Raw genomic sequence first — 24,730 nt, forward strand, 5'->3', positions numbered from 1 at the left:
TTGGGGGTTTTCCCTCGGGCAGGCGGCGTGGGGCGGGGCTGCCGCTACACTGGCGACGCTCATTTCTGTTCGCCGCCCACGTATCGCCCATGCCTTCGTTCTCCGTTCCCCTGCTCAACGCCTTGCGCGCCCAGCTGCCCGCGCTTTCGCCGGCGCAGCAGGGCGTGGCGCGGTTGATCCTGGACGCGCCGGAGCTGTCGCTCGAACAATCGGTGGAGACGCTGGCCGTGCGCGCCGGCGTGTCGATGCCGACCATCGTGCGGATGTGCCAGGCGCTCGGATTTGAAGGCTTGCGCGAGTTCAAGGCCACGCTGGCCGCCGAGCTGGCGCACGCGCAGCCGACGCTGCCGGGCCATGTCGGCCGGGCGGACCCGCCTGCGCTGGTCGCCAGCAAGGTCATTGACGGCGCTACGCGGGCGCTGGCCAAGCTGCGTGAATCGCTGTCCACCACGCAGGTCGACGCCGCCGCCGAGCGCATTGCCCGCGCGCGCCGCGTCGATTGCTATGCGGCCGGTGCGGCCTCATCGTTCATGGCGAACGACATGCAGGCGCGGCTCATGCGGTTAGGGCTGGCGTCCAACGCCTACTTCGATGCGCATCTGCAGCTCGTGTCAGCCGCCATGCTCGGCGCGTCCGACGTCGTGGTGGCGTTCTCGCACGTGGGGCGCATGCCGTATCTGCTGGAGTCGATCGCGTATGCGGCCGAGCAGGGTGCGTGCGTGATCGCCATCACTCAAGCGGGCACGCCACTGGCCGAGCGCGCGCAGATCGCGCTGACGGTGGACGTGCCGGAAGATGCGGTGATGCGGGTCGGCACCGAGGCGTACCTCGTGCATCTGACCGTTATCGAAATCCTGATGACCTGCGTGGCGCAGCGCCGCGACGAGATGGTGCGTTCGCGCATGCGGGCAATCCAGCGGCTGCTGACCGAGCGCAGCGTCGATCGCCCGTAATCGACCGCGACGACGCGTCGAAGGGGAAAAAAATGGCGCCACGCGGGCGCCATCCACAACACATGCGGCACTCAAAGCCGCGAGATCGCCAGCCCGATCGCCAGCAGGCTCCCCAACCCGAAGATCGTCCAGCCGACCGTGCGGCGCTTGGTGGTCATCACCCACAGCCACAGGCCCGAGATCGACAGGAAGATCAGGCAGCCGGCCAGCGTATCCACCAGCAGAATCCACGGCACGGTCATGCCGACGCCCTTGTGCAGGTTCATCAGCGTGCCGAGGAAGCCGTTATCGGTCTGGCGGATCGCTACCGAGCGGTTGCCGGCCCAGTATTCGGCCTGGATTTGCGAGGTGGCGCCGCCGAAGTTGAAGGTCCATTGCTCGGGCTGCATCAGCGGCTTGGCGGCGGGTCCGCGCGGTGCGTCGGCGTTCTTCTCGTCCTTGGCGCCTTCGCCCTTGGCCGGGCGCTCGGCCCAGGCCACCGGCTTGGCCTTTTCCACGCGCGTGCGGGTGGCCGGTTCCGGCGTGTTCAGCGTCTGCTGTAGCCAAGCGGCCATCGCTTCGGGCGTGGCGGGCACGGGGTCGGGCAGGGCGATCTGCGTATTGATGCGCTGTTGCGTCACGGGCAGCTTCAACACCGCGCGGTGGTTCAGCCAGATGCCCGACACGCCAAAGATCAGGCCCATCACGGCGCCCCACAGGCCGAACCAGCCGTGGGTCTTGCGCAGCCAGCGGACGATCGTGGTGCGGCGGTTGGCCGGGTGTTCGGATTTGGCCTTGGCCGGGCGAGCATTGGCCGCCGGTTTGGCGGCCGGCTCAGCCGCAAGCGGGGGATGGGACAGGTCGGTCATGAAGCACAAGGCGGCGCAAGGGCCGCCGGAGGGAGGCAAATCGACCGGCCAATATAGATGAGAATGATTCTCGTTGCAATCGGGTGCAACTTACAGCGTAATACGCTCCAACGCCCGCCGCGACGCCTCGTCTGCCGGATAAAAGCACTCGATGCGCATTTCCTGCAGCCCCGCATCGCGCGGCGTGCCCAGCGTGGTGAGCGTGGAGAACAGCGAGATCGTCACGCCGTCGCGCTGCAGTGAGACGGGCAGGAACGGCGGCGGATCAGCGGCGTCCTGGGCTGATGCGGCGGGGGGGGGCGGTGCATCAGCCGCATCGAACAGCGCAGGTTGCATCGCGCGGATGTCGTGCAGCAGCCGTTGCGTCGCGGGGTCGATGGCTTGCAGGGCCAGCTCCTGCCGCACGCGCCGGGCCAAGTAGCGGCCGACGACATCGGGGTTCGCAATGGCCGGCCACAGCGCGGTCGGGTCGAACACCAGCTTCATCATGTTGACGGCGCCTGGCGCGCCTTCGGACCGGTCGTCGCCGATGGCCCAGCGCATCAGGCGCCGATGCGCGGCGTTGGCGTCGAGCACATGCCAGAAGCGGTCGAGCACGATGGCCGGATACGGTGCCTGCTTGTCGAGGATCAGCTTCACCGCATGGCGCACTGCCTGCATCATCGGCGAAGCCTCATCGGCCGGCGTGGCGAGGCCCCGTTCGGAATAGGCGGGAGCGAAACCGGCCGCCAGCAGCATTTGGTTGCGATGGCGCAGCGGCACGTTCAGCTCCTCGGCCAGTTGCAGGATCATGTTGCGGCTGGGTGCCGCGCGGGCCGATTCCAGAAAGCTCACATGCCGTTGCGACACACCCGCCGCCAGGGCCAGCGCCAGCTGGCTATACCCGCGCCGCGTACGCCAGAAGCGCAGCAACTGCGGGAAGCGCGAGAGCGCCGCTTCAGGCGGATGAATCGCCGCTTGGACGGTGTTGGCGTCTTCAAGCATGAGGTTGTCGTCGTCGCTGGACGGGGCGGAGGCGGGCTTGGTGGGCGTCATGTCGCCTATTGAAGCAGAGTCGAGTAGCTGCTGCGATTACGTGCCGCGTAATTGTGACCGTCTTCGGCGGGACCAATACTGGGTCCATCCCGACACCCCGAGCGGAGTTCCCATGCAGCGCGAACCGATCGACTACCCCGCCGATGCCCTTCCCACCCGCGATGACCACGTCCGCACAGCCGATGGCTGGACGTTGCCCGTGACGGTCACCAGCCCTGGGCTGGGCGCGCACGGCACGGTGGTGATCTGCTCGGCGTTGGGCGTGCCGCGCCGGTTCTACGCGGCGTTTGCGCGGGCCCTGTGCCTGGCGGGCTGGCGTGTGGTGACGTTCGACTATCGCGGCATTGGTGAGGCGGCCGCGACCGGCCCGGGCACGCCGCGCTTTGCCGATTGGGGCCGGCACGACATCGACGCCGTGCTGAAATGGGTGCACGACACGCTCGTCCCCGAGGGCTGCAGCGGCCGCAGGCTGGTGGTGCTCGGCCACAGCGCGGGCGGGCAATTGGCGGGGCTGGCGCCGCATATCGTGCACGCCGATGCGCTGGTGCACGTGGCGGTGTCGCTGGCGAATGCGCGGCTCTGGCCGTGGCGCGGGCTGTTGACGCGTCCGCAGCTCGCGTGGCTGCTGCATGTGCGGATTCCGTTGGCGGTGGCGCGCGTGCGCGGCGGCATGCTGCCGCTGGCGGCCGTCGGCATGGGGCCGATGTCGATTCCGGCTGCCATCCTCGGCGATTGGGCGCGCTTTGCCCGTCGGCGTGGCTATTTCTTTGCGCCTGGCGCGGGGCTGGATACGTCGCGTTACCCGAGGCTCGCCGTGCCGCTGCTCGCCTGGGGTTTCGACGATGATCCGATGGCGCCCGCCAACGCCATCGACGCGCTCATCGCGAAGTTGCCCGCCACGCGCGTCACGCGCCGCCAGGTGAGCGGCGCGGCGCTGGGCGCCAAGGGCGTCGGCCACATGGGCTTCTTCCGCGCATCGTCCGGTGCGCCGTGGTGGCGCGAAACCGTGGCGTGGCTCGATGCCCTCGCTTGATTGGCGGCCCGATCAGAACGTGTAGACGAGGCCCGTGCCGCCGAAGTAGCTCTGCTTGTTCTGCACGATCGGGCTCTTGGCCGCATTGCCCAGCAGGCGCGAGGTGCCCACCGCCGTCCGCACGGCCCGGTGGCGCGAGAAGGTATGCGTCCAGGCCACACCGTGAGCGTGGCGCCTTGCGGGCCGCTGCTTGCGCTGTATTGCGCAAAGCCACTGTTGGACGACTGCTGCGGCGTTACCCCGAAGTACGTCTGCATGTACTTGCTCGGGCCGAAATGCAGGCTCGGGCTCACGGTGATCGTGTCGCTGCCCTAGCTCACGACCGGCGCCGCCACGTCAATGTGGCCCGACCAGCCGCGCTCGCGGTTGGTGATCGGGGCAGCTAGGTCTCGTCGCCGCCTGGCCGATGCAGAAACGCGCTCGGGCTGCTGCCGAACGCCCGGCGGAACATCGCAGAGAACGCGCTCTGGCTGTTGTAGCCCAGTTCCTGCGCCACGCGCGACAGCGGCATCCCCTGCGACATCATCGGGATGGCGCTGGCGAGCACGGCCTGCTGGCGCCACTGCGAAAAGCTCACACCCAGTTCGTCTCGGAAGCGCCGCGCCAGCGTGCGTGCGCTGGCGCCCACATCGCGGGCGAGCGCGTCGAAGGTGAGCGGGGTGCCGGGGTCGGCCATCACGCGTTCGCACAGGGCGCGCAGGCGCTTGTCGGTGGGCATCGGCAGATCCAGCGGCAGCGGGGCGCTGCGGCGCAGCTCGTCGAGGATGAGCATGGCCAGCGCCTGCTCGCGCGCGGCCGGCAGCGGCTGGCGGACGTCCATCGCGGCAATCAGCTCGCGCAGCAGCGGCGACACCTCCATCACGCGGCACTGCGCCAACGCGCCCGTCACCACGGACGGGTCAGCGTACAGCGTGCGCAGGAAGGCGGCCTCGACCACCCACACCTCGTGCTCGATGCCGGGCGGAATCCAGATCGCCCGCGAGGGCGGCACCACCCAGGCGGTGTCGCCCGCCTGCACGCGCAGCACGCTGTTGTGGCTATACGCCACCTGCGCCCACGGATGCGTGTGGCGCGGAAACCGCGTATTGGCCTCCATCTGCCGCGTGTAGAGCCGCACCGGGTGCGCCGCGGAGGGCGGCGTGCGGCCTTCGATATCGGTAGGCAGGAGGCGCTGTGGCATGGCGGGTTCGCGACAGAAACAGTCGGGCCAGTGTAAATGCGCCGGCAGGACTTGTGGAAGCCGGAGGTCGATGGCAGGCTATCGCCCGGCGTCGACGAGGGTGGGCGCCACACTAGAAAGCGGACCGCCGAAGCGGTCTCGACAAAAAAAAACGCCGTTGCCCAGGAGGCACGCGGCGACATGGGTGCGAACAATGCAAACGGGAAATCACACGCGTAGCCGGGGGGCGCGCGGAGCGATGGGGTGCTTGCGGCCGTGGGCCGCGCTTGCCGCGTGTGTGGCATGCATGGCCGCGTTGACAGCGCCAGCGGCCCACGCCGACATCAGCATCATCCAGTCTTTGCCGCTGTCCGGCACGCAAGCCGCGACGGGGCGGGCGCTCAATGCGGGCGCGCGGCTGTATTTCGACTGGCTCAACCTGGACGGCGGTATCAACGGCGAGACCATTCGCCTGGTCGCCCGTGACGACGAGCAGAAGGTCGAACAGACCGTCCGCAACGTGCGCGACATGGCCAAGATCGACAACCCGGTGGCGGCGCTTACCGTGGTCGGCACCGCCAATGTGGAAGCGCTCATGCGCAGCGGCGTGCTGACCGAAGCCAACCTGCCGCTGGTTGGGCCGGCCACCGGGGCGTCCAGCATGACCGGCGATCCGCTGGTGTTTCCCATCAAGGCCAGCTACCGGCAAGAGATCGACAAGATGGTGAGCGCGCTCGTTACCATTGGCGTCACGCGCATCGGCGTGCTGTATCAGGACGATGCGCTCGGCAAGGAGGTGCTGGCAGGCGTGGAGCGCGCGCTCAAGCCGTACAAACTCACGATGGGCGGCACGGCTTCGTACCCACGCAATACGGCTTCGGTGAGCGCCGCCGTCGACAAGCTGCTCGGCGCCGATGTGCAGGCCATCTTCCTGGGCGCCACGGCCGAACCCGCCGCGCAGTTCATCAAGCAATACCGCGCGCGCGGTGGCGGCGCGCAACTGCTGGGCCTGTCGTCGATTGATCCGGGCATCCTGCTCCGGGTGGCCGGCATCGACGCGGTGCGCGGCTATTCGCTGGCGCTCGTGATGCCGAACCCCGGCAAGGGCGTGAACCCCGTCATCCGCGAATTCAACCGCGCACGCGCGGCCGTGGGCGCCAAGGATGTCGAACTTTCATTCCGGGCGGTGGAAGGCTTTGTGGCCGCGAAGGTGCTGGCCGAAGCCGTGCGCCGCGCCGGCCCCAAGCCCACGCGCGACCAGGTGCGCCGCGAGCTGGCCCACCTGCGCAACTTCGATGTTGGCGGCGGGTTTATGGTGGACTTTTCCGACCGCACGCGTCCGGGCTCGCACTATGTGGAGTTGGGCGTGGTGGGGCCGAATGGGATGGTGATTCAGTAACGCTGGGCGCGTGAAGCTTGTTGTGCTGAATGGCGGGGTTGGGAGTGAGGAGGAACGGGGGGTTCTTTGCTGGTGGTGCATCCCTTGTTTCATCCCCTGCCGGGGCTGACTCACTTTCTTTGGTCTTGCCCAAAGAAAGTAAGCAAAGAAATGCGCGCCCGAGATGGCGACCCCCTCCTTGAATTTCTGTCGCAGGGAGGGGAAGGGAAAAACTCGCTGCGCTCAGACAGTTTCCCTTCCTTTTTCTTCCCTGCAACAGAAATTCAAGGCGCCATCTAGGGCAGGAAAGTCAAAAGACAAAAGCCACACCCTCTGGGCGCCAGCCCAAACGACAAGGCCAACCGCGCGACGGGTTGGCCTTTCTCTTTTGACGTTGAGCCCTTGATGGCGCCTTGAATTTTTATGAGCGGGCGGGTCAAGGAAGGAGGCTGTCTGAGCGCAGCGAGTTTGCCTCCTTCCCCGCACGGTCACACAAATTCAAGGGGGTGTCGCCATCTCGGGCGCGCCTTTCTTTTGCTTACTTTTCTTTGGCAAGACAAAGAAAAGTGAGTCGGTCCCGGCAGGGAACGAAAGGGGGGGCCACAAAAAAATCCCAGAAGAAAACAAAAGCCGAAAATCAAAACGACCCTCAGAGAGATTCCCCTCCAAGAGGCGTTCCTTCATCCCAAATGCCCGTCAGGCCACAGGCGCCGTGCCCGCCCCATGCTCATGCCTGCCCGCCGGCTTGACGATCGCCAGCGTGGCAATCAACCCGCACAGCGCGGCGAACGACACCCACACGCCCGGCATCGCCTTGTTGCCCGTTTCGTGGATCAGCCATGTGGCAATCGCCGGGGTGAAGCCACCGAAGATGGCTGTGGCGAGGCTGTACGCCAGCGAGAACCCGGTGGTGCGCACTTCCGGCGGCATGATCTCGGTGAGCGTGACGACCATCGCGCCGTTGTAGCTGCCGTACAGGAACGACAGCCATAGCAGCACGGTCAGCATGCGGGCGAACGACGGTGCAGCAACCAGCCACTGCATGGCCGGGTAGGCCGTCACCAGCATCAGCACGGTAAAGAGGATCAGCAGCGGGCGGCGGCCGACGCGGTCAGACACCGCGCCCATCATCGGCAGCCAGAAGAAGTTCGAGGCGCCCACGCACAGCGTGACGATCAGGCTGTCCATGTCGGACAGGTGCAGCACGCTCTTGCCGAAGGTCGGCGTGTAGGCTGTGATCAGGTAGAACGATACCGTGGTCATCACGACCATCAGCGTGCCCGCGCCTACCAGGCGCCAGTTCTGGCCCATCGAGCGGAACACGGCGCGCAGGTCCGGACGGTGCTTGCGCTTCTGGAACTCTTCGGTCTCTTGCAGCGAGCGGCGGATGATGAACAGGAACGGCACGATCAGGCAGCCGATCAGGAACGGCACGCGCCAGCCCCAGGCGCTCATCTCAGACGGCGGCAGCAGGTACGACATCAGCACGCCCAGCAGCGCGGCAAACATGACGGCCACCTGCTGACTGGCCGATTGCCAGCTCACGAAGAAGCCCTTCTTGCCCGGGGTGGCGATTTCGGCCAGGTAGACCGACACACCGCCCAGCTCCACGCCGGCCGAAAAGCCCTGCAGCAAACGGCCGATCAGGACCAGCAGCGGCGCCGCCAGCCCGATGGTGGCGTAGCTTGGCACCAGCGCGATCAGCAGCGTGCCGCAGGCCATGAGCGCCAGCGTGACGATCAGCCCTGTGCGGCGGCCGTGACGGTCGATGTACGCGCCCAGGAAGATTGCCCCCAGGGGCCGCATCAGGAAGCCGGCGCCAAAGGTCACCAGCGACAGCATCAGCGAGAGGAACTCGTTGCCGGCGGGGAAGAAGGTGTCGGCAATGGCCTTGGCGTAATAGCCGTAGACCATGAAGTCGTACATCTCCAGGAAGTTGCCGCTGACCACCCGGAAGACGGTGCGAGCCTTGGATTCATTGGGGTTGGTGGTATGCATGGTGGATGTCATTCAACAGCTTGGGTACAACGTGCGGGCGAGCCGGACAGCGAACTGCGGGCCGCCTCGTAAAAGGTGGTGATGTGGTATGGCGTGCTCGACGGCATGTCGGCACGCAGGCGCTGGCCGGCCGGGTCGATGACCTCGTTCCAGCCTTGTGCGTGCAGGAAGCGCGCCGACCACACCGGCAGCAGGCGCGCGAGCATGGCGCCCTGCGTTTCGGTGCACAGCGCGAGGGCGCGGCCGTATTCGGTCTGCGCCCAGATGCGCTGGCTGGCGTCGCGCATCGTGCCGTCCAGATTGAGCGACAGGCACACGCCCTGGGTGTCGGCATCCACGCCGTCGGCGCAGGCTGCGTCCACCGCGCGGGCAAGGCTCTCGGCCAGATGGAGGCCGGCTTCGGAGCGCGTAAAGACATCGGCGTGCGCGCGTACGAGGTAGAACCATTCGAACTGGTGACCGGGTTCGATGCGGTTGTCGGTGCTGGCCTCGTCGATCGGTAACTCGGCGATGCTGCCCGTGCGCGTGTCGATGAAGCGCGCGAGGATGCCCTCGGCCAGCGTGCGCACCCCGGTCTCGGCCCAGGCGGGCGGTTCGTCGAGCGCGGCGGCGGCCAAGTAGGCCTCGGTCAGGTGCATCACGGGGTTCTGCGCGACGCCGGCCAGCGTGGTGCTGAACCTGGCGTCCATGGACGCGACCGGCAGCGGTTTGACCCCGGCCCGCGCAAAGCTGCGGGCGATCACGTCGTGCGCGTCATGCATCAGCGCGGCCGCACGTGGGTCGCCGCTCACGGCAAGCCAGTGTGCGGCGGCAAACAGCACGAACGCGTGCGTGTACAGATCCTTGGTGGTGTCGTGCGGGGCCAGCGCACTGTCGATCGCAAACAGCCAGCCGCCGTGGATCGTGTCGCGAAAGCGCGTGTCCAGCGCGTGGCACAGGGCAGCGGCGCGTTCGGCGCAGAGATCGCGGTGGCGCCTGGAGAGCTGTGTGGCACGCGCGAAGGTATACAGCTGCCGCGCACACGCCATCGCCCGGTAGCGCGCGGTGGATGCCGGCACCAGCGCGCCGTTGTCGACGATGAGCGCCTCATAGCAGAGGCCGGCCTGTGCATTCCAGCCGGGCCCCAGCCACATGGGCAGCAGGACGTCGTCGTAGTAGCGGCCGAATGACTCCAGCGCAGCCGCAATGGCGGGGGACGGTTCGGTCGAGGCCGTATCGGGCAGCGGGGGCGTGGAGGATTGTGAAAGCATGGGCGCCGTGATGATCGTGGCGGGCGTCGACCCGTTTAGCCAGGCCGATTGCTCGAATCTGTTCTGTTCACCATAGGCGACGTATATGCGTTGTACATGCGAACAGACCCGGGATTGTGCTCCAACTGGCGGCCCCGCGCCACGCACAACTGGCGCAATCCCGGTCACGGCGCAGGGTTGTGGGTCCAATGAAAGGTTTTTACCGGATGCTGCCTGGGCGTGGGTTGTGCGAAGATGAATCACCCCTGGCTCATCCCCTGGTCCTGCCCCCATCCATGCACCGTCGCGACCTGCTCAAGCAGTTGGCCGCCGGGCTGCTTGCCCTGGCTCCTGGTTTGTCCCGCAGCGCCACGCCCGGCACCGCCGCTGGCGCCCCCGAACCGTTTGACGAAGCCCGCCTGCTGGCGCGTGCCCGGGCCTTGGCCACAAGGCCATACCGGCCCCGCAGCACGCAGTTGCCCAAGCCGCTGGTCACGCTTGGCTGGGACGGCTATCAATCGATTGGCTATCGCCCCGATCACGCATTGTGGGCCGGCCAGCACTTGCCGTTCGAGGCCAAGTTCTTCCACCTCGGGCTGTTCTTCAAGTCGGCTGTCCAGATGCACGAGGTGGTGGACGGCCATGCCCGCCTGATTGCCTACGACCCGGCCATGTTCGATTACGGCAAGAGCGGACTGGATCACCAGGCGCTGCCGGCCGATCTCGGTTTCGCCGGTTTTCGGCTGACGACCAAGGCGGACCCGACGCGCGATGTGACGGCCTTCCTGGGTGCCAGCTACTTTCGCGCCGTCGGCGGGCAGTGGCAATACGGCATGTCGGCGCGCGGCCTGGCGATTGATACGGGGTTGCCTCGCGCAGAAGAGTTTCCGGACTTCACTGAATTCTGGCTGGTGCGCCCGGCCGCCGATGCCGATACGGCGCGCGTCTATGCGCTGCTCGATTCTCCGAGCGTGGCCGGCATCTACCGCTTCGACATCCGCCCCGGCGACACGCTCGTGATGGACGTGGCCGCCACGCTCTACGTGCGCAAGCCGATCGAGCGTCTGGGCATCGCGCCGCTGACCAGCATGTTCCTCTACGGCGAGAACGACCGCACCGACCGCGCCGGCGATCGCCATAGCGCCGCACGTCGCTGGCGCGCATCGGACTGGCGCCCGGAAATCCATGATTCCGATGGCCTGGCCATCTGGCGTGGCTCGGGCGAGTGGATCTGGCGGCCGCTGGCCAATCCGCCCGTGCTGCGCAGCCAGCGCTTTGCCGACGACAGCCCGCGTGGCTTCGGCCTGCTGCAGCGCGATCGCAATCCCGATCATTACCAGGATGACGGCGTGTTCTACGAGAAGCGCCCGAGCGTGTGGGTCGAGCCCACGCATGACTGGGGCGAGGGCGCGGTCGAATTGGTGGAGCTGTCGGCCAACGATGAAACCTTCGACAACATCGTCGCCTTCTGGCGGCCCGCCGTTGCGCCGCATGCCGGGCAGGAACTGGCGTTCGGTTATCGGCTGACGTGGGGCGCGCAGCCCGCAGCGGCCTCGCCACTGGCGCGGGTGGTGGCGACGCGTACGGGCATTGGCGGCGTGGTGGGGCAGCCGCGCAAATACTTCTCGTGGCGGTTTGTCGTCGACTTTGCCGGCGGTGAGCTGTCGCGGCTGGGGCGCAGCACGGCGGGGTCGACTGTGGAGCCTGTCATACGCGCCTCGCGCGGGCGGGTGGAGATTGCGTCGGCGCGGCCGCTGGCGAGCATCGATGGTGTCCGGGCAATGTTTGATGTGGTGCCGGATGCGAGCAATGCGCCGATTGAGTTGTTGCTGACGTTGCAGTCGGGGGAGCGGTTGCTTTCTGAGACTTGGGCGTATCAGTGGACGCCGCCGGTGGATCGAGGCGTGTGAGCGTCGTTTCTTGGGGCGTCGGCTTTTATGGCTGGTGCCGGTCCATCTCTTGTTTCATCCCCTGCCGGGGCTGACTCACTTTCTTTGGTCTTGCCCAAAGAAAGTAAGCAAAGAAATGCGCGCCCGAGATGGCGACTTCCCCTTGAATTTATGTGACCGTGCGGGGAAGGAGGCAAACTCGCTGCGCTCAGACAGGCCTCCTTCCTTTTTCCGCCCGCTCACAGAAATTCAAGGCGCCATCTAGGGCAGGGACGGCCAAACCGTCGCTGCCTTTGGTCAGTTGGTTAATCGCGGGGCGGTGTCTTGCCGAACTTCTTTGCCATTTCTGCCCAGCCTTCGGGGCCCAGCTTTTCCATCGTCGCGATATTTCGCTCGTAGATGTCCGCTGCGTCGGGCACGGCCGCGGCGGCGCGGGCGATGCTGTCTTCGCGCAGCAGATGCAGGATCGGGAGGGGCGCGCGGTTGGTGGCGTTGGCGATGTCGTCCGGCTCGGCATCGGCGAAGACGAAATCGGGGTGGAAGCTGGCCAGTTGCAGCTCGCCTTCGTAGCCGGCCTTGGCGAGCAGCGATTCGGCGCGCTCCGTAAGCGAGTGGAAATCGAGGAAATCGGCCAGGGCGGGGACGATCAGCAGCGTGGTGTCGATCTGTGCGGCGGGGGTGGTGTGCAGCAGATCGGCTTCGGCACGCAGGTGGTCGAGCACGTCGCCGTCCATCGTGGCGCGGCTGACGGCGTATCGGACCTGCCGCTTGACGTGGACGGCCTTGGCGAACGGGCAGAGGTTCAGGCCGATGACGGCGTCTTCCAGCCAGCGCTGCACGCTCGCGACATGAAGGGCAACGGCGTCCGCGTCCAACGGCAGGGCGTCGGCGGGTGGATCGAGCAGGACGAAATCGGGGGCGGGATCGGACACGGCGTAGTGAGGGAAGAGAGAGCGCGCAGTGTAGTCGATGGGCCGGGAGCGCTTCTTGCGAAGGGATGGGTGTTGTGATTTGCAACGCCCGGCGTGCGCCGTTGATGTACGCCGAGATCACTTCGGGTGCTTCGCGCGCCGCTTATGTGGTCCGTCCATTCCGTGTTTTTGTAAAAGAAGGAGCTCAACCATGATTGAACAGCGCCTGAAAACCGCCCTTGCCGTTGCCGCCACGTTTGCTGCGTCGGCTGCTTTCGCACAGATGACGCCGGCACCCCAGACTTCACCGCAGACCACCGGCACCGTGCAGACCGCCCCGCAAGACGGGCCGGCCACTTCGTCGTCTGACCCGCTGGTTCAGAAGCGCATTGACGACAAGGCCGCGAGCGACGAATACAAGGCTCGCAAGTCCGACGCCAAGGCTGCCTACAAGGAAGAAAAGAAGGCTGCCAAGGCTAACCGCAAGGCCGAGAAGAAGGAAGCTCGCGCCAAGCGCAAGGAAGCGATGAGCGAACAAGGCGGGCCCGCCCAGACGCCGAACAGCGAAGGCAAGTAAGCCGCCGGCCGAACCATGAAAAAAGGCGATCCGAGGGTCGCCTTTTTTCTGGTTGCCGGGTTTGCCTTCAGTGGCCGCGCGTTGTCGGCAGGCGGACCTGCGCAACGGCCATTTCCCATTGGGCGATGCGGTGTGCGGCCTCGTCGCGGCTGATGACGGGGTGGAACGTGCGCGAGGCACGCCATTGCTGGGCGACCTCGGCTTCATCACGATAGAAGCCGGTGGCGATGCCCGCCAGGTAAGCCGCCCCCAGCGCCGTGGTCTCGATGATCTCCGGACGCACGACCGGAATGCCGAGCAGGTCAGCCTGGAACTGCAGGAGCAGGTTGTTGGCCGAGGCGCCGCCATCGACGCGCAGTTCCGAGATGGTGGAAACGGCATCGCGCGTCATAGCCTGCAGCAATGCGGTGCTCTGGAAGGCGATGGATTCGAGCGCCGCACGTGCGATGTGGCCGATGGTTGTGCCGCGCGAGAGGCCGACGATGGCGCCCTGCGCGGTGGGGTCCCAGTACGGTGCCCCCAGGCCCGTGAACGACGGCACGAACACCACGCCGCCGGAATCGGGCACCGAGGCGGCCAGGCCTTCGACGTCGGCGGAGCGCTGGATGGCGCGCAGGCCGTCGCGCAGCCACTGCACCACCGCGCCACCGACGAATACGCTGCCTTCGAGCGCATAGCTGCGCTTCGTGCCGCTCTGGCATGCCGCCGTGCTGATGAGGCCGTTGTGCGACTGGACCGCTTTGTCGCCCGTGTTGAGCAACATGAAACAGCCGGTGCCGTAGGTGTTCTTGGCCATGCCCGGCTTGAAGCAGGCCTGGCCGAAGAGCGCCGATTGCTGGTCGCCGGCAATGCCGCCGATGGTGAGCGAGGCGCCGAGCCAGTCGGCATCGGTCTGCCCGAACTGATGCGCAGACGGATGCACCTCGGGCAACAGGCTCGGGTGAATGTCGAGCGCGCGCATCAGGTCCGCATCCCATTCGCCGGTGTGGATGTTCCACAGCATCGTGCGGGAAGCGTTCGATACGTCGGTCACATGCAGGCGGCCGCGTGTGAGTTGCCAGACGAGCCAGCTGTCGATGGTGCCGAAGGCAAGTTCGCCACGTGCCGCGCGCTCGCGGCCGCCGTCCACGTGGTCGAGAATCCAGCGCAGCTTGGTGGCCGAAAAATACGGATCGATGATCAGGCCGGTGCGCTTGCGCACCTCGTCTTCCAGGCCCTCGGCGCGCAGGCTTTCGCAGATGGCTTCGGTGCGGCGGTCCTGCCAGACGATGGCGTTGAAGATCGGTTTGCCCGTGGCGCGCTCCCACACCATGGTGGTTTCGCGCTGGTTGGTGATGCCAAGCGCCGCCATGTCGGCAGCGGAGAGCTTGGCTTGTTCGAGTGCGGCGCGGCAGGTGGCGAGCTGGCTGTTCCAGATGTCGAACGGGTCATGCTCGACCCAGCCGGGCTGCGGGAAATGCTGCGGAAACTCCTGCTGGGCACTGGCGACGATCTGGCCGGCGCGGTTGAAGACGATGGCGCGTGAGCTGGATGTGCCCTGGTCGAGCGCGAGGAGGTATTCCATAAGGCAGAAAAGAGTGACCGCCGGGCACGATCAGCCGGCCCCGCGGCATGTGAAACGAATGCAAGCATGGTAGCCCGCCGGCCCCGTGTTGGCGACCGACGGACACGCGCGAATTAACGTACCTTGCCTGCCTTCCAGGCAGCCAGCAGCTTGTCGTAGGCCACCGTCTCACCCTTCGGTCGCTCGTTGTCGAGCTTCTTCCACGGGGCGTGTTCGGTCGACAGCCACTTCGACGGATCGCTTTCCGGGTTCAGCTTGGGCGCGCAGTTCTTCATGCCGGCGCGCTGCAGGCGGCCCATCACCTGGTCCATTTCCTTGGCCAGGTTGTCCATCGCGCCTTGCGGCGTCTTCTCGCCCGTGACGGCCGTGGCGACGTTCTTCCACCAGAGCTGCGCCAGCTTCGGATAGTCGGGCACGTTGTTGCCGGTCGGCGTCCAGGCCACGCGGGCCGGGCTGCGGTAGAACTCGATCAGGCCGCCGTACTTGGCCGCGTTCTTGGTGAAGTAGTCGCTGTGGATATCGGAGTCGCGAATGAACGTGAGGCCGGTGATCGACTTCTTGAGCGACACGGTCTTCGACGTGACGAACTGCGCGTACAGCCACGCGGCCGAGCGGCGCTCGAACGGCGTGGACTTGAAGAACGTCCACGAGCCGACGTCCTGGTAGCCGTTCTGCATGCCGTCCTTCCAGTACGGGCCGTGCGGCGAGGGGGCCATGCGCCACTTCGGCGAGCCGTCGGCGTTCACGACCGGGCCCGGCTTGGTCATCGGCGCGGTAAAGGCGCTGTACCAGAACACCTGCTGGGCGATGTGGCCTTGCGCGGGCACGGGGCCGGCTTCGTTGAAGGTCATGCCGGTCGCTTCGGGCGGCGCGTACTTCTTCATCCAGTCGATGTACTTGGTGAGGGCGTACACGGCGGCCGGGCTGTTGGTGGCGCCGCCGCGCGACGTCGAGGCGCCTACCGGCGCGCAGTTTTCCGCACGGATACCCCACTCGTCGACGGGCAGGCCGTTCGGGATGCCCTTGTCGGCCGAACCGGCCATCGACAGCCACGCATCGGTAAAGCGCCAGCCGAGCGACGGATCCTTCTTGCCGTAATCCATGTGGCCGTAGATGCGCTTGCCGTCCAGCTCCTTCACGTCGTTGGTGAAGAAGTTGGCGATGTCTTCATAGGCCGTCCAGTTGACGGGCACGCCCAGGTCGTAGCCGTACTTGGCCTTGAACTTGTCTTGCAGGTCCTTGCGCGCGAACCAGTCGGCGCGGAACCAGTACAGGTTGGCGAACTGCTGGTCGGGCAACTGGTACAGCTTGCCGTCAGACGCGGTGGTGAAACTCGTGCCGATGAAATCCTTCAGGTCCAGGCCCGGGTTGGTGAACTCCTTGCCTTCGCCGGCCATGTAGTCCGACAGCGGCATGATCACGCCGTAACGATAGTGCGTGCCGATCAGGTCGGAGTCGGAGATCCAGCCGTCATAGATGCTCTTGCCCGACTGCATCGAGGTCTGCAGCTTTTCGACGACATCGCCTTCCTGCATGATGTCGTGCTTGACCTTGATGCCGGTGATTTCTTCGAAGGCCTTGGCGAGCGTCTTCGATTCATAGGCGTGGGTGTCGAGCGTTTCCGACACGACGTGGATCTCGGTCACGCCCTTTGCCTTGAGCTTGGCCGCGGCGTCGATGAACCACTTCATTTCCGCCATCTGCTTGTCTTGCGACAGCGTGCTGGGCTGGAATTCGCTGCTGATCCACTTCTTGGCTTCGGCTTCGCCGGCATGGGCTGCGCCGACTGCCAGGGCGCTCGCCAGTGCAATGGCACTGATCTGAAGCGTCATGCGCCAGGATGTTTTCATCGGTATCTCCTCGTGCTTGTTGGCTTGTTGTTCTCCCCGCAGCGAAAACATCCGGCATTCCGACGCGGGGAGCGTGATGGAATGCCTGTGCCCGTACGTCAAATTGGGCGTGGGAGCATCAGCCTGCGCAGATGCTCCCGGACCTGCAAATTCATGGACGATGCACCGGCATCAGCCGCGCCACATCACGATCGCCAGCACCACCATCGAGGCAATGAAGCCGCCCCAGGCGCCGGTCTCCTCCGACGTGAGCCCAACCCACGCCAGGTTGATATAGGCCGCGGTCAACAGGCCGATGAAGAGGCGGTCGCCGCGCGTGGTGGCGATGGGCAGGAAGCCCTTGCGCTCCACTGTGGGCCGCACCACCTCCCAGACCGTCATGCTGGCCAGCATCAAGGCGATGCAGCCAAAGAAGATCGCCACTTCGGGCGTCCAGGCCATCCAGCTGAACATGGCTGTGTCTCCCGTTCTTGTTTTAGACGCGGCCCATCGCGAAGCCCTTCGCGATGTAGTTCCGCACAAACCAGATCACCAGCGCACCGGGAATGATCGTCAGCACACCGGCTGCGGCCAGCACGCCCCAATCCATGCCCGAAGCCGATACCGTGCGCGTCATCACCGCGGTAATGGGTTTGGCATCGACCGAGGTGAGCGTGCGTGCGAGCAGCAGCTCCACCCAGCTGAACATGAAGCAGAAGAACGCCGTCACGCCCACGCCGGCCTTGATCAGCGGCAGGAAGATCTTCAGGAAGAACTTGGGGAAGCTGTAGCCGTCGATGTAGGCCGTCTCGTCAATCTCGCGCGGGATGCCCGACATGAAGCCTTCGAGAATCCACACCGCCAGCGGCACGTTGAACAGCATGTGCGCCAGCGCCACGCCCAGGTGCGTGTCCATCAGGCCGACCGTCGAATACAACTGGAAGAACGGCAGCAGGAACACCGCGGGCGGCGTCATGCGGTTCGTCAGCAGCCAGAAGAACATGTGCTTGTCGCCCAGGAAGCGGTAGCGCGAGAAGGCGTAGGCCGCCGGCAGCGCCACCACGGTCGAGAGCACCGTGTTCATCGTCACGTAGATGATGGAGTTGATGTAACCCCAGTACCACGACGGATCGGTGAAGATGATCTTGTAGTTGTCGAACGTGACGAGCTTCGGCCAGATCGAGAAGCCGGCCAGCGTCTCCTCATTGGTCTTGAGCGACATGCTCAACATCCAGTACAGCGGCAGCACGGCAAACGCCACGTATACCGCCAGCGTGATCGCGCGCGCGATCCTGCGCTTGTGTTCGTTGTTGTGGTTCTGCTTAGGCATGGTCGTCTCCCACGGCCGTGCTGGCGCTGCCCATGCGTTGCATCCAGTTGTAGAGGACGAAGCAGAACAGCAGGATGATGAGGAAGTACACGATCGAGAATGCCGCCGCCGGGCCCAGGTCGAACTGGCCGACCGCCTTCTGCGTCAGGTACTGCGACAGGAACGTCGTGGCATTGCCCGGGCCGCCGCCGGTCAGCACGAACGGTTCGGTGTAGATCATGAAGCTGTCCATGAAGCGCAGCAGCACGCCGATCATCAGCACGCCGCGCATCTTCGGCAGCTGGATGTAGCGGAACACGGCCAGGCGGCTGGCGCCGTCAATCTCGGCGGCCTGGTAGAACGCATCCGGGATCGAGCGCAGGCCGGCATAGGCCAGCAGCGCTACCAGCGGCGTCCAGTGCCACACGTCCATGATCAGCACAGTGATCCACGCGTCGAACGAGTGCGACGTGTAGTTGTAATCGATGCCCATCTGGTTGAGCCAGTAGCCGGCCAGGCCGATATCGGAGCGCCCGAAGATCTGCCAGATGGTGCCCACCACGTTCCAGGGAATCAGCAGCGGCATGGCCAGTACCACCAGTGCGGCCGACGCCTTCCAGCCCTTGGACGGCATCGACAGCGCCAGGCCGATGCCCAGCGGAATTTCCACGGCCAGCACGCACAGCGAGAAGATCAGCTGGCGCGTGAGCGCGTCCTGCAGATCGCCGTCGCGCAGGATCTGGCGGAACCAGTCCACGCCCACGAACACGTGCTGCTCGGGGCTGATGATGTCCTGCACCGAGTAGTTCACCACCGTCATCAGCGGCAGGATGGCGGAGAACGCCACGCACAGGAACACCGGCAGGATCAGGAACCACGCCTTGTTGTTGAGCGGCTTGTTCATCGGCCGATCCTCTCGTCATTGCTGTAATACAGCGTCTGCGGCGCATCCAGGCGCAGCCACACGCGCGATTCGGTCACGGACACTTCGTTGGGCAGCTTGGCCTTGATCGGCAGTCCGCCGGCTTCCCCGAGGCTGGCGGTCAGCAACTGGTGCGTACCCAGTTGCTGCACCTGATGGACGTTGGCGGCGACGGTGCCGACTTCGCCGGGTGCGGCCAGTTGCACGAATTCCGGCCGAATGCCGAGCTTGAGCGAACCGTTTGCGTTCTTGAGCGTGGCAAGCGTGTCGCGCCCCACCGACAGGCGCTGATCACCCAGCGCAATCACCTCGCCATCCACCGTCACCGGGTAGAGGTTCATGCCCGGGCTGCCGATGAAGTAGCCGACGAAGGTATGGTCCGGCCGCTCGAACAGCGCTTCCGGCCCGCCTTGCTGCACGACCTTGCCTTCGGTCATGACGACCACCTCGTCGGCAAAGGTCAGCGCTTCCACCTGGTCGTGCGTCACGTAGATCAGCGTGAGCTTGAGCTGCTGGTGAATCTTCTTGAGCTGGCGACGCAGTTGCCACTTCAGGTGCGGATCGATGACGGTGAGCGGCTCGTCGAACAGGATGGCCGCCACGTCCTTGCGCACCAGGCCGCGGCCCAGCGAGATCTTCTGCTTGGCGTCGGCCGCCAGACCAGAGGCGCGGCGCTTGAGCGCGTGCTGCAGCTCGAGGATCTCGGCCACTTCCTCCACGCGCTTCTTCACTTCGGCTTCCGGCGTCTTGCGATTGCGCAGCGGGAAGGCGAGGTTGTCGAACACGGTCATCGTGTCGTAGATGACGGGGAACTGGAACACCTGGGCGATGTTGCGTTCGCGCGGACTGGCGTGCGTGACGTCGCGGTCGTCGAACAGCACCTGGCCTTCCGACGGCGTCAGCAGCCCCGAGATGATGTTCAGCAGCGTGGACTTGCCGCAGCCCGACGGTCCCAGCAGCGCATACGCACCGCCGTCGCGCCAGGTCATGTTCATCGGCTGCAGCGCGTAGTCCGACAGCGCTTGCGGATTCGGGCGGTAGCTGTGGCCCAGATTGCGGAATTCAATGCGTGCCATGTGCGCCTCCCTGCTTGGGCGCGCTCACCAGCTTGCCCGCATCGTCGAACAGGAACAGTTCGGCCGGATCGACAAATACGTCCAGCGCCGCGCCCAGTTCGAACTCATGCACACCCGGCAACTGCGCGACCAGGCCGATCGTGTTCGACTGGCCAGCGGCGTGCGCGCGCACGTGCAGATACGTTTCGGAGCCCGACAGCTCGGCCAACTCCACCGTGCCCGGCAGCGCGACGGCACCGCCGTTGCGCGGCGCCAGGCGGATGTGGCTCGGACGCAGGCCGATGCGGCAGCGCGTGCCGGCCGTCATCGGCAGCGGGCGCGTCCATGCAACGTCAATGCCTTGTGGCAGGCGGATCTGGTTGCCTTCCACCACGGTGGCGTCCAGCACGTTCATCGGCGGGTCGTTGAAGATGGCCGCTGCGTTGACCGACACCGGCACTTCGTACATGTCGAGCGTCGGGCCGTCTTGCAGCACGCGGCCTTCATGCATGACGACGGTGTGGCCGCCCAGCAGCAGCGCTTCCTGCGGCTCCGTGGTGGCGTACACGACGGTCGTGCCGCCATCAGCGAAGAGCGATGCCAACTCGGCACGCAATTCTTCGCGCAGCTTGTAGTCGAGATTGACGAGCGGTTCGTCCAGCAGCACCAGTGGTGCCCGCTTGACCAGCGCCCGCGCCAGCGCGCAGCGTTGCTGCTGTCCGCCCGACAGCTCGGCCGGCAGGCGCTGCAGCAGATGTTCGATGTGCAGCTTGGCGGCGACGGCCCGCACGCGCGAGTCGATCTCGCCCTTGTTGGTGCCCTGCAGGCGCAGCGGCGAGGCGATGTTGTCGTACACCGTCATCGCCGGGTAGTTGATGAATTGCTGGTACACCATCGCCAGATTGCGATCGCGCACCCCTACGCCCGTCACGTCCTTGCCGTCGACCAGTACGCGGCCGGTGGTCGGCCGGTCAAGCCCGGCCATGATGCGCATCAGCGTGGTCTTGCCGGCTTGCGTCGGCCCCAGCAGCACGTTGATGGCGCCGGGCGCCAGCCGCAGGCTGGTCGGGTACAGATGCGTCTGCGCCCCGACCATGGCCGTAACCTGGTCCAGTTCCAGAATCAATTGATGTCTCCCGTCTTACTGCTTTGATTTCTTGATGTCTTGGCTCGGGCGGCGGGTCCCGGTGCTTCAGGGCGCTCGTTCTGCCACTGGTGTGGTGTCGCCTTCCGGCAGATGCCGCGCCAGCCAGACTTCCAGCCGGCTGCGGTCGGCATCGCTGGCGTGCAGGCCCAGCTTGGTCCGCCGCCACAGGATGTCCTGCGCCGTGCGGGCCCATTCGTGTTCGATCAGGTAGCGGATTTCGGCTTCGTACAGCCCGGGCGTTACTTCGGCGCCTAGTTCTTCCAGCCGCGTGGCGCCGGCCAGCAGCGTGTTCACGCGCGTGCCGTACTGGTGCGCATAGCGCATCGCCAGCAGGGTCGGCAGCCACGGCAAACGTTTTTGCAGGCGCGCCACAAAATCGTCGAAGGTGTATTCGGCAACCAGCTGCCCCGGCGCTTCCAGATCGCCGCCCGGCAGCGATGCGGTGGCCGTCCACGAAGGCTTGCCGGCCAGCGGCAGATGCGGGGCCAGTTGGTCCAGCGCTTCTTCGGCCAGCTTGCGGTAGGTCGTGATCTTGCCGCCCCACACGTTGATGAGCGGGGCGTTCGCGCCGTCGGCGCCGGTTTCGCATTCGACCAGGTAATCGCGCGTGATGGCCGAGGCGTTGGCGGCGCTGTCGTCCAGCAGCGGCCGCACCCCGGAGTAACTCCACACCACATCGCTCGGCGTCAGCTGCCGGGTGAAATAGCGGCTGGCCATTTCGCACAGGTATTGGATTTCGCCGGCATCGATGGCCACTTGGTCCACCGAGCCCTTGTATTCCAGATCCGTCGTGCCGATCAGCGTGAAATCGTTCTGGTACGGGATCGCAAATACGATCCGCCCGTCCGGGTTCTGGAAGATATAGGCGAACGGGTGATCGAACATCCGCCGCACCACGATGTGGCTGCCCTTGATCAGCCGCAGGCCGCGCGTGCTCGGCAGCGCGTGCGCAGAACGGGCGAACTCCGCCGCCCACGGCCCGGCGGCATTAACGATCGCCTTTGCGCGCACGGAGCGGATGCCGTCCGGGCCAGCCAGCGAGGCGTGCCACCCATCAGCGCGGCGCTCCGCGTTCAAGCAGCGCGTGCGGGTGAAGATCTGTGCGCCGCGGTCCGCCGCGTCCCGGGCATTGAGCACCACCAGGCGGGCGTCGTCCACCCAGCCGTCGGAATAGACGAACCCCCGCGTGTAGCCAGCCTTGAGCGGCTTGCCGGCCGGATGCCGCGCCAGCTTGATCGACTCCGAGCCCGGCAGAAAGCGCCGGCGTGCCAGATGGTCATAGAGGAAGAGGCCAGCGCGGATCATCCACGCCGGACGTTGCGCGGCATCGTGCGGCATCACGAAACGCAGCGGCCACATGATGTGTGGCGCCATGCGCAGCAGCACCTCGCGCTCCTGCAGTGCCTTGCGCACCAGGCTGAATTCGTAATATTCGAGGTACCGCAGCCCGCCGTGGATCAGCTTGGTCGAGGCCGAAGAGGTGTGCTGGGCCAGGTCGTCCTTTTCACACAAGACTACCGACAGGCCACGGCCCACGGCATCACGCGCGATACCCACGCCGTTGATGCCGCCTCCGACCACCAGCAGATCACAGTCCAGATGCGACGCGTCAGTGAGTTGCATGGGTTTGAATCTGTTGATTTTCGCGCCTTTCCTTGCGAATAGTGACGCGTTGGCGGATAGTTTAGTGAAGGGCGAAAATAAAGCAACATAGGGAATCGCCTAATCCGCTCATATGTGTTCGTTTGTGTTCATTTCGTGACTTGATGCTTCCGCGACACCGCCAGATCCTCGAATACGTCCGCCAACACGGCGATGCCTCCGTCGACGCGCTTGCCCGCGTGCTCGGCGTCACGACGCAAACCATCCGTCGCGATATCCGGCAGCTCGAAGACGAGCGCCTGCTCGCGCGCTATCACGGCGGCGTCGGCCTGCCTTCGTCGGTCGAAAACATCGACTACGACCAGCGCCAGGTCCTGCACATCGACGCCAAGCGGCGTATCGCCGAGGTCGTTGCGCGCCACGTCGAGCCCGGCCGTTCGCTCATCATCAATATTGGAACGACCACCGAAGAAGTCTCCAAGGCACTGGTCGGCCAGAACGGGCCCCGCGGTCTGCGTGTCATCACCAATAATCTGAACGTCGCGTCGATCCTCTCCGGCAGCCCGGACGCGGAGGTCATTGTCGCCGGCGGCCTCGTGCGCAACCGCGACCGCGGCATCGTTGGCGAGGCCACGATCGACTTCATGAAGCAGTTTCGCGTCGACATCGGCATCATCGGCGTCTCCAGCATCGACGAAGACGGCACGCTGCTCGACTATGACTACCGTGAAGTGCGCGTCGCCCAGTCCATCATCGAGCAGTCCCGCGAAGTCTGGCTCGTGGCCGATCACTCCAAGTTCGGTCGCCGCGCTGTTGTCCGCCTGGGCCATGTCTCGCAGATCGACAAGTTCTTCACCGACGTCCCCGTGCCTGAGCCGATGGCCGAAGTCCTCCGCGCCGCCGAGGTGGACGTGATCGTCGCCAGCGAAACGCGCTGACGTTTGATCCAGCTTCTCTGCGGTCTTCGACCGTTCCACTACAGTGAAATGACAAGGCGCGCACCTTGCGTGCTTCCCTGTCATCCAGACTCGTCACACGGAGAGCATTGTGAGCAAGCACTCACATGCGGCTATCCTTTCGATCTTCGGGGGTATCGTCACTGAACACATCGCTGCGCTGCGCGACGCCCTTGCCAAGCTGGCTGCGCCCAGTCCCAGCGACGAAGATCTTCACCAGTTCCGCGTCACCCTGCGTCGGCTGCGTTCCGCTTGGGTGACGTTTGCGCCGGTCCTGCCTGCCAGCTTCGTTGCCAAGTGGAAGCCCCGCTTGCGAGCGCTTGCCGCATCCACTGGCCCAGTGCGCGAATGGGATGTGCTGCTCACCGATTGGCTCCCCGCCGTCCAGGCGTCCCTACTCGATAGCGACAAGGCCGGCCGGGCGTGGCTGGACGAGGCTTTTGAGAAGTCCCAAGAGGTGCGCAACCGCGCTTGGGGGGAATTGCGTGCCGGGCTGGCCTCGCCGGACGTGCCGGAAATGTTGTTCGAACTGGAGCAGGCAGTCGCTGCCTTTCATGCGGACGGCGAGCCTGGGCGGCATTCCCGCTTTGCTCGCGCCCGGGCCGGAGCGCTCCGAAAGAAGCTGATTCGTCGCGGGCGTCACCCCAAGCGATCGTCTGCACCACGACTGCATCGTGCCCGCATCGCCGCAAAGCAGTGGCGCTATCTATATGAAGCGTTCTACCCGGCGCTTGGGGCCCACGCGGCCAAGCGCTACCGAAGTCACTTGCGCAAACTGCAAGACGCCTTGGGCGAGGTTCACGATGCGAGTGTTTCCCTTGATTGCGTTGCCGACTTATTGGACGAGCCGCCGCCGCTATCTATAGTGAGCGCCTTTCACAAGCGCGCCAGCGCCGCGCGGAAGCGGGCAGGACGGGGGCTGCGCTGGGTACGGTCTCACAAGGCGCTGTAGCCCCTCGAAAAGTGCAGAAAGACCCCGCGAAAAGAAAGGGCTTGCGCTGTTCGGGAAACCCGCCTATAGTTCGCCCCTCGCTGCAAAACACAGCGCCGAAACGCAGGTGACGGTGGTGGTGTTGAGTGGTGGAGAAGCAGGTGTAGAGCGGGTTTGCGGTCGATTGGGTGGTTGGCGATTGGCTGGAGATTCGGTGGTGGTTGGCAGCGCGTTGGTGGATAAAAATTCTTCGACGAGTTGTTGACAGCGACGAAAAAGCTCTGCATAATCTCGTTTCTCTGCTGCAGAAAACGCAGCGACGCGATAAACAAAGTTGATCGCGAAGTTCTTTAACAAGCAAACAGCCGATAAGTGTGGGCGCTTAATACTGGGTGCGGCGGATTT

The 24,730-nt window shown here is 65.5% G+C and carries 23 protein-coding genes; 7 read left to right on the top strand and 16 right to left on the bottom strand.

The window, feature by feature from the left end:
- Positions 1-89 precede the first annotated feature (89 nt).
- A complete protein-coding gene (locus tag ACUXH0_RS08295; RefSeq protein WP_004628926.1) occupies positions 90-953 on the top strand; it encodes a MurR/RpiR family transcriptional regulator in 864 nt (287 codons plus the stop codon).
- 71 nt (positions 954-1,024) lie between these two features.
- Here ACUXH0_RS08295 and ACUXH0_RS08300 read toward each other — a convergent pair whose 3' ends face one another.
- On the bottom strand, positions 1,025-1,801 hold the full coding sequence (locus tag ACUXH0_RS08300) for a PepSY-associated TM helix domain-containing protein (protein ID WP_182593884.1): 777 nt from the start codon (positions 1,799-1,801) through the stop codon (positions 1,025-1,027).
- Between the two features lie 90 nt (positions 1,802-1,891).
- Entirely contained in the window at positions 1,892-2,836 is a 945-nt protein-coding gene (locus tag ACUXH0_RS08305; RefSeq protein WP_182593885.1) for a helix-turn-helix domain-containing protein, read from the bottom strand.
- Positions 2,837-2,948: 112 nt separating this feature from the next.
- Here ACUXH0_RS08305 and ACUXH0_RS08310 point away from each other — a divergent pair, with 112 nt between their 5' ends.
- Positions 2,949-3,869, top strand: a complete 921-nt coding sequence (locus tag ACUXH0_RS08310; RefSeq protein ID WP_012436608.1) for an alpha/beta hydrolase family protein — start codon at positions 2,949-2,951, stop codon at positions 3,867-3,869.
- Positions 3,870-3,881: 12 nt separating this feature from the next.
- On the opposite strand, the gene ACUXH0_RS08315 is transcribed toward ACUXH0_RS08310, so the two are convergent.
- The gene (locus tag ACUXH0_RS08315; RefSeq protein WP_310735954.1) at positions 3,882-4,028 is read right to left on the bottom strand and encodes a MipA/OmpV family protein; all 147 of its coding nucleotides are present in this window, start codon (positions 4,026-4,028) and stop codon (positions 3,882-3,884) included.
- 223 nt (positions 4,029-4,251) lie between these two features.
- A complete protein-coding gene (locus ACUXH0_RS08320; protein ID WP_012436607.1) occupies positions 4,252-5,049 on the bottom strand; it encodes an AraC family transcriptional regulator in 798 nt (265 codons plus the stop codon).
- Positions 5,050-5,335: 286 nt separating this feature from the next.
- Here ACUXH0_RS08320 and ACUXH0_RS08325 point away from each other — a divergent pair, with 286 nt between their 5' ends.
- A complete protein-coding gene (locus ACUXH0_RS08325; RefSeq protein ID WP_037022384.1) occupies positions 5,336-6,427 on the top strand; it encodes an ABC transporter substrate-binding protein in 1,092 nt (363 codons plus the stop codon).
- A gap of 675 nt (positions 6,428-7,102) precedes the next feature.
- On the opposite strand, the gene tcuC is transcribed toward ACUXH0_RS08325, so the two are convergent.
- Positions 7,103-8,404 (bottom strand): MFS transporter, encoded by a 1,302-nt coding sequence (tcuC, locus tag ACUXH0_RS08330; protein ID WP_024542591.1) that lies wholly within the window; start codon positions 8,402-8,404, stop codon positions 7,103-7,105.
- Positions 8,405-8,412: 8 nt separating this feature from the next.
- A complete protein-coding gene (locus ACUXH0_RS08335; protein ID WP_012436604.1) occupies positions 8,413-9,654 on the bottom strand; it encodes an AGE family epimerase/isomerase in 1,242 nt (413 codons plus the stop codon).
- A 275-nt stretch (positions 9,655-9,929) separates the two neighbouring features.
- Here ACUXH0_RS08335 and ACUXH0_RS08340 point away from each other — a divergent pair, with 275 nt between their 5' ends.
- Complete coding sequence (locus ACUXH0_RS08340) at positions 9,930-11,543, top strand: OpgD/OpgG family glucan biosynthesis protein (protein WP_024542590.1); 1,614 nt, start codon at positions 9,930-9,932, stop codon at positions 11,541-11,543.
- Positions 11,544-11,827: 284 nt separating this feature from the next.
- On the opposite strand, the gene ACUXH0_RS08345 is transcribed toward ACUXH0_RS08340, so the two are convergent.
- Positions 11,828-12,454: a DUF1415 domain-containing protein gene (locus ACUXH0_RS08345; protein WP_012436602.1), complete on the bottom strand. Its 627-nt coding sequence runs from the start codon at positions 12,452-12,454 to the stop codon at positions 11,828-11,830.
- 190 nt (positions 12,455-12,644) lie between these two features.
- Between ACUXH0_RS08345 and ACUXH0_RS08350 the strand changes: the two genes are divergently transcribed.
- Complete coding sequence (locus tag ACUXH0_RS08350) at positions 12,645-13,010, top strand: hypothetical protein (RefSeq protein ID WP_012436601.1); 366 nt, start codon at positions 12,645-12,647, stop codon at positions 13,008-13,010.
- Between the two features lie 67 nt (positions 13,011-13,077).
- Here the strand turns inward: ACUXH0_RS08350 and glpK are convergent, their stop codons facing one another.
- The 8 genes from glpK to glpD form a co-directional block, all read right to left on the bottom strand.
- Positions 13,078-14,574 (bottom strand): glycerol kinase GlpK, encoded by a 1,497-nt coding sequence (gene glpK, locus ACUXH0_RS08355; protein ID WP_012436600.1) that lies wholly within the window; start codon positions 14,572-14,574, stop codon positions 13,078-13,080.
- A gap of 113 nt (positions 14,575-14,687) precedes the next feature.
- Positions 14,688-16,424 (bottom strand): ABC transporter substrate-binding protein, encoded by a 1,737-nt coding sequence (locus ACUXH0_RS08360; RefSeq protein ID WP_012436599.1) that lies wholly within the window; start codon positions 16,422-16,424, stop codon positions 14,688-14,690.
- A gap of 171 nt (positions 16,425-16,595) precedes the next feature.
- Complete coding sequence (locus tag ACUXH0_RS08365) at positions 16,596-16,877, bottom strand: DUF2160 domain-containing protein (protein WP_004637136.1); 282 nt, start codon at positions 16,875-16,877, stop codon at positions 16,596-16,598.
- Positions 16,878-16,899: 22 nt separating this feature from the next.
- On the bottom strand, positions 16,900-17,733 hold the full coding sequence (locus tag ACUXH0_RS08370) for a carbohydrate ABC transporter permease (RefSeq protein WP_012436598.1): 834 nt from the start codon (positions 17,731-17,733) through the stop codon (positions 16,900-16,902).
- On the bottom strand, positions 17,726-18,616 hold the full coding sequence (locus ACUXH0_RS08375) for a carbohydrate ABC transporter permease (RefSeq protein ID WP_004637132.1): 891 nt from the start codon (positions 18,614-18,616) through the stop codon (positions 17,726-17,728). The genes ACUXH0_RS08370 and ACUXH0_RS08375 overlap by 8 nt, the downstream gene beginning before the upstream one ends.
- Positions 18,613-19,710 carry an ABC transporter ATP-binding protein gene (locus tag ACUXH0_RS08380; RefSeq protein ID WP_012436597.1) on the bottom strand — a complete coding sequence of 366 codons (1,098 nt, stop codon included), beginning with the start codon at positions 19,708-19,710 and terminating at the stop codon, positions 18,613-18,615. Before ACUXH0_RS08380 ends, ACUXH0_RS08375 begins: the two co-directional genes overlap by 4 nt.
- Entirely contained in the window at positions 19,697-20,815 is a 1,119-nt protein-coding gene (locus ACUXH0_RS08385) for an ABC transporter ATP-binding protein (RefSeq protein ID WP_012436596.1), read from the bottom strand. The genes ACUXH0_RS08380 and ACUXH0_RS08385 overlap by 14 nt, the downstream gene beginning before the upstream one ends.
- Before the next feature lie 66 nt (positions 20,816-20,881).
- Entirely contained in the window at positions 20,882-22,459 is a 1,578-nt protein-coding gene (gene glpD / locus ACUXH0_RS08390; protein ID WP_012436595.1) for a glycerol-3-phosphate dehydrogenase, read from the bottom strand.
- A 143-nt stretch (positions 22,460-22,602) separates the two neighbouring features.
- Here glpD and ACUXH0_RS08395 point away from each other — a divergent pair, with 143 nt between their 5' ends.
- Both ACUXH0_RS08395 and ACUXH0_RS08400 read left to right on the top strand, forming a co-directional pair.
- Positions 22,603-23,376, top strand: coding sequence for a DeoR/GlpR family DNA-binding transcription regulator (locus ACUXH0_RS08395; RefSeq protein WP_004637124.1), 774 nt, complete (start codon positions 22,603-22,605; stop codon positions 23,374-23,376).
- Positions 23,377-23,485: 109 nt separating this feature from the next.
- Entirely contained in the window at positions 23,486-24,346 is an 861-nt protein-coding gene (locus tag ACUXH0_RS08400; RefSeq protein ID WP_012436594.1) for a CHAD domain-containing protein, read from the top strand.
- 63 nt (positions 24,347-24,409) lie between these two features.
- Here the strand turns inward: ACUXH0_RS08400 and ACUXH0_RS08405 are convergent.
- The coding region (locus ACUXH0_RS08405; RefSeq protein WP_476196432.1) for a hypothetical protein at positions 24,410-24,730 on the bottom strand (321 nt) is incomplete at its 5' end.

The sequence above is a fragment of the Ralstonia sp. 110700041-2 genome (assembly GCF_056280165.1).